This window comes from Microcystis sp. BLCC-F209 (assembly GCF_041928595.1).
Lineage (GTDB): Bacteria > Cyanobacteriota > Cyanobacteriia > Cyanobacteriales > Microcystaceae > Microcystis.
The window spans coordinates 1-4,494 of record NZ_JBHFLL010000063.1; the positions used below are offsets into that span (position 1 = coordinate 1).

The 4,494-nt window shown below is 37.7% G+C and carries 5 protein-coding genes and 1 pseudogene; 4 read left to right on the forward strand and 2 right to left on the reverse strand.

The genetic code is table 11. The features are described 5' to 3' along the window. Window positions 1-126: 126 nt before the first annotated feature. From ACE1AQ_RS04055 to ACE1AQ_RS04070, 4 genes and pseudogenes are all read left to right on the forward strand, one after another. A pseudogene (locus ACE1AQ_RS04055) lies at window positions 127-309 on the forward strand (pentapeptide repeat-containing protein); the annotation flags it as partial. Between the two features lie 159 nt (window positions 310-468). Then, window positions 469-2,094, forward strand: coding sequence for a pentapeptide repeat-containing protein (locus ACE1AQ_RS04060; protein WP_253257800.1), 1,626 nt, complete (start codon window positions 469-471; stop codon window positions 2,092-2,094). 374 nt (window positions 2,095-2,468) lie between these two features. Further along, on the forward strand, window positions 2,469-2,804 hold the full coding sequence (locus ACE1AQ_RS04065; RefSeq protein WP_110546062.1) for a DUF433 domain-containing protein: 336 nt from the start codon (window positions 2,469-2,471) through the stop codon (window positions 2,802-2,804). A gap of 11 nt (window positions 2,805-2,815) precedes the next feature. Continuing rightward, a complete protein-coding gene (locus ACE1AQ_RS04070) occupies window positions 2,816-2,941 on the forward strand; it encodes a hypothetical protein (protein WP_301182377.1) in 126 nt (41 codons plus the stop codon). Window positions 2,942-3,562: 621 nt separating this feature from the next. On the opposite strand, the gene ACE1AQ_RS04075 is transcribed toward ACE1AQ_RS04070, so the two are convergent. Together ACE1AQ_RS04075 and ACE1AQ_RS04080 are read right to left on the reverse strand one after the other, a co-directional pair. Next, a complete protein-coding gene (locus tag ACE1AQ_RS04075) occupies window positions 3,563-3,901 on the reverse strand; it encodes a type II toxin-antitoxin system PemK/MazF family toxin (protein ID WP_002739429.1) in 339 nt (112 codons plus the stop codon). Then, window positions 3,891-4,130 (reverse strand): hypothetical protein, encoded by a 240-nt coding sequence (locus tag ACE1AQ_RS04080; protein WP_002738503.1) that lies wholly within the window; start codon window positions 4,128-4,130, stop codon window positions 3,891-3,893. The genes ACE1AQ_RS04075 and ACE1AQ_RS04080 overlap by 11 nt, the downstream gene beginning before the upstream one ends. Window positions 4,131-4,494 lie beyond the last annotated feature (364 nt).

The following is a 4,494-nucleotide window of genomic DNA, read 5'->3' on the forward strand; positions in this document are numbered from 1 at the left end:
AAATAGGCTTTTCGAGGGTAATTCTTGTTTTAATTCTCCATGTACGCAGTCTTTAAAAGCCTCTATTTCGTTCCAAGACACGATTAAGAGTGGCTTTTAGGCTAAGTATAATTACTTATCGCGTAAGTGAGATGCTCCCCAGATAATTCCGTCAATTTAAGCAATCAGGTTCTTGATTTTTCCAATCTAACCTTACGCAATATATCCTATGTCGGGCAAAATCTTGAAGGAGCTAACTTCAGTAACTCTGTGATTATAAACTGTAATTTTAAAGAGGCCAATTTAAAAAAATCGAATTTTTCATCTGCTACAATAAGAGGAAAATTACATCCTTTAATTTATCATTTAATATATTTGATCTGTGGATGTTTTATAGGAACACAAATATTTTTAAATTATCATTTTTTTGCACTAATTAGTTTTATTGTGTCATTTCTTATACTCAGAATAATATCAGCCTATTCTTTTATGAACAAGGATTTAGATGTAATAATATTTTTGGTAGCTGCCATAATAATCAGTGCCGCAATAATCAGTAATAAATTTTTATATCTCGTATTTAATTTTAAGATTCAGCATCTTTTTTCTTATATTGATTCTTTATTGGTAATATTTCTTTGTGTTTGTTTTGTTGTCTGGCTAGTTAAATTTCTTCATAAACCTGCAAATTTATTATTCAATTCTACTAATCTAGATGGTGCAAATTTTACTAATTCGACTTTAGATAAATGTGACTTCAGAACGGCAACAATTGATCATATTGACTGGTCAGATACTAAGTTTATTAACTGCCTTTTCCCTGCAAATCTTAACAAAAAAGAGATTCAACAACTTTGTACCACTAGAAATGGAAAAGAGAAAGAATTTACTTTTACCGATTTAAAAAACTTTAACTTATCTCACATAGATTTTACTGCCACTAATTTTAGTGGCTCAGATCTTACTAATTCACACTTTAAATATGCTTGTCTTGAAGAGGCTAACCTATCCAACGTCAATGCTATTGGTTCAGATTTTACTGAAGCCAATCTCACTGGTGCTTGTATTGAAAATTGGACAGTTGGAGCTAACACTAATTTTAATAATATTAAATGTGAATATATTTATCTCGAACAAGGACAAAGAGAACGAAAGCCTGCAAGCGGTTCTTTTCAGGAAGGAGACTTTGAGAAAATTATTATCCAATATCAAAAATCCTTAGATCTCCTCTTTCGCAACGGAGATGATCCTGAAGCATTCAAACTTGCTCTACCTTTAATGCTTGAACTGCGGAAAGAAGACGGTTACTACTTTAAATCTATAGAAAATATTGGTGATGGTGATATCCTGCTTCGACTTGCACACAACAACCCCAATCCCAATAAAGCACTAGCCCATAGCCTCTTTACCAAACTGACGGAAACAATCACTAGCATTCCCCAGAGTGCCAGACAAACCTATCAATCTCTTGTCACCGAACTTACCAAAATACTGCCAAAAGATGCAAAACAGAACTATGAACTCATAGAAACAGAACTCTTACGACTGCGAAATCAGCTAGAAATCACCCAAACCCAAGTCCTACAACTGACCCAAGAAGTACAAACCCAAAAAGAGACCAAACAATCTCAGCGTTCCCAGTCTGAAAATGATAAAATCAGAAGAAGCTTTAGTTTAGTCAGCATAGCTGTAGAAAATATGTTTAGCAAAATCAACAAAGCAGAATCCTCTGGTGGCGATGCTATCGTCGGCGGTATTGACAACAAAAATCTAGTTGTTGGCAAAAATCAAACAGGTGTGTCTGGTAGAGACATCAGTAACAGCAGCATTAACCAACTTCAAGCCTCAAGTGAGCCAAACGCCAAAAAACTAGCAGAGTTACTCAAGGAACTACAAACTACTATTGAGCAATCTGCATTAAACTCAGACGATAAAGAATCTGCACAAGAACATATTAGCAATATCGCTCAATTTGCCAATAATCAACAAAACACAGAACTTAAAAAGCCAGCTAAAATCTCACTTGATGCTCTAGAAACTGTCTTAAGAAGAGTTTCAGGACTATTTCAACTGGTTAAGCCAATGATTGATACTGTTAGAGCAATTTTACTTTAGTGAAACTATAAGTTTGGCTGATATTACAGGGGTAAAAATAGAGAGTCCTTACTCATCGGGAAGTTTTGGCATTGGCAACAGATGAGGCTATTTTTTGAGGACGGGGAGCTATGTCACCGGCAAGGCAGCCTTTCTTGCACTTCATCCCTGGAAGTAGAAACACCTTTTCAGTTAAGTACCTAAGCAAAATTAATTACACATATCTAACCCCCTCTTGCCTTTTGCCTCTTGCATGAGTGCCTATCTTTACTAGGAAATTAATTTTGCACGACTACTTATCAGTGAACAGTTATCAAAGAGCCGGACTGATAACTGTTCACTGATAACTGGTAGCGGTGCTACAATTAAAAGAAAAAGTTTGCTCCAAGAAAACCATGCAACTAGAAGAATACTTTGAAGTTTTTACTCCAGATGACATCCGCATTAAAGGACATCGCATTGGGATTGAGGATGTCATCAACTACCATTTAAAAGGTTATACTTCCCAGCAGATTCTCCAAGAGTTACCCACCTTAAACCTAGAGAAAATTTACGCTACTCTCACCTATTACTATCAAAATAAGACCCTGATAGATGCTTATCTTCAGCGCCTCCGTGACTGGCAGGAAGAACAATACCAGCAGTGGTTAAATACCGAGCCATCCCCCCTGATTCAACGCCTAAGACAACTAAAACTAAAACGGAAACAGCAAGAACTAAACCTCGCCTGAAAATCCGGTTTTTGTTAGATGAAAACTTATCCCCAGACCTCAAAATATCTCTGTTGCGATTGAATCCTAATCTCGATATTTTGCGAGTAGGTGAACCCGATGCACCACCCCTAGGAACTTTAGACCCAGAAATCTGACAGGGGGACAAGACCTCTCAAAGCATTGTCCACAAAGGTTTTGAGGCTCCTCAGTTACAAACAGATACATCGCTTTCAGCCAAAAAGCTAACGAGAGAATCAGGGATTTGGGCGAGCTTACTAGAAATCTTTATCAACAACGGGGGGTGAGCTGCATCGAACTTTTTCGCTCGAACACCCCAAAAAGCTTGTGCTGTAAGGAGTTCAGCCAGCTTGTCCCCCTGTCAGCCCAGAAATCCTAGATTATGTTGCGTCATTTCAACGGTTATTAGTTACCAATTCCTCATAACTAGCCTGTACTCAACGGATTTAGTATGATTTGGGAAGCATCCGAAGCAGAAGAATGGATTGACCGAGTTGATTGGATTCCCTTTTAAATCTTCGCTATTTATAGAGGAATATGAGTAATCCGGTCTTGATAATCTTGGGCATCTCCTAATCAAGCAATGAGAATTACTTAATACTGATTAATAATTTTCTGCCGCTGCCCTTTCTGCCTTTAATTTCCGCATTTTCTCCACAAAAGCGGGGGGTTCATACTAAATCCGTTGAGTATAGGCTAGTTATACAGAGAAAAACAAACGTTCGCCTCTAGCAAGATTTACCTAATTTAAAGGTATATTAGGAACGTAGAATATCGGACAAAATATCTATAATTAAAGTTTGAGTTTTTAATGATAATGAGCCTAGTTCACGCTGAATCAGTGAAGATCGAAGTGTTACTAAATGATCAAGTCTGATGGCTGAGGATTGGCGAAGACCACTTATCATAAAATCTGGACTTTCTGGTCTCAGAATAATATCTGTACGAAGGGGATTTTCGGGAATACGACTGGTGATCAGAGCAAAGATAATGTGTTGATAGCCTCCAATTTTATTGGTTAAGCAATAAGCGGGGCGAACTTTACTGGAAGATAAATCGTCGAAGGGAAATTGAATTAAAACGATTTTACCCTTCATTGCTTACAGGTTGTCCATCGTTTAGAGTATAAATATCTTCTTCGGTATCATGCAGAAAAGCAAAGCTAGGGTTATGAGAAACGGCATCTAGCCAGTTTTTTTCGTTCAGTTCATCCTCCGACATCAAAAGAATGACGCGCACAAACCGATCTTTTTCTTGGGGAATAGGATGATCAAGTTGAATTTGCCCTTGGGTATTGAGGATACCAGTGGTTTCAATCGCACGCATAGCAAAGTCTAAAGGGAGTAACTCGATTCTAACATTAAAAATGTGGCTACTATGAAATTAGGATTAAAGGAACTGGGAATGGGGAACAGAGTAAAGTAAATGTTTACAGATAGTTCTAACAATCCAAAAGAAGATTTCAGGAGGATCAACCCAAAATTATCAAATCATCCCTAATTCAGCAACGCTTATCATAATTCTAACAACAAAAAAGCACCCCCTCGCAGGAGTGCCTTTTCGTTCAGACTAGGAATTAACCATTGATAGCAGGAGCAGTCAGAGCTACAGGAGCCTGTTCACCACTAGCTAAGTCTAAGGGGAAGTTGTGAGCGTTGCGCTCGTGCATTACTTCCATACCGATACCAGC